The organism is Pseudomonas sp. 86_A (assembly GCF_017491705.1).
Lineage (GTDB): Bacteria > Pseudomonadota > Gammaproteobacteria > Pseudomonadales > Pseudomonadaceae > Aquipseudomonas > Aquipseudomonas koreensis.
Genome location: NZ_JAFGYS010000198.1, coordinates 1 through 434 on the forward strand (window position 1 = coordinate 1; position 434 = coordinate 434).

Genomic DNA, 434 nt, shown 5'->3' on the forward strand with positions numbered 1-434 from the left:
CTCTCGACCGTAGTATTGATGTTCCTTGAGGCCAACACGATCCCGGGGCTCATCGCTAACATGCAGCGTTGTACTAAGCCGGGTGGGTATAACCTGATCGTCGCGGCGATGGATACGGCAGACTATCCCTGCACCGTTGGTTTTCCGTTTGCCTTCAGGGAAGGGGAACTGCGCGACTACTACGCAGGTTGGGAGCAGTTGAAATACAATGAAGATGTCGGTGAGCTACATCGTACCGATGCGAACGGCAACCGGATTAAGCTGCGTTTTGCCACCCTGTTAGCCCGCAAAATGGCGTGATGCCGGAAGGACGAGTACGCCATTTATTTCTGGACAAAAAAGGGTCGGTAAAGTGTGGTTTGCTTACCATTTTTAATGCAACATAAATGATTTCCCTTTGCTATTATTGCGCATGCATATGTGCACATTTAAGG

Annotated in this window: 1 pseudogene; it reads left to right on the plus strand. The window is 49.8% G+C overall.

Annotation, left to right across the window (positions count from 1 at the left end):
- Window positions 1–300, plus strand: a pseudogene (locus J5M57_RS28665) (tellurite resistance methyltransferase TehB); the annotation flags it as partial.
- Window positions 301–434: the final 134 nt, after the last annotated feature.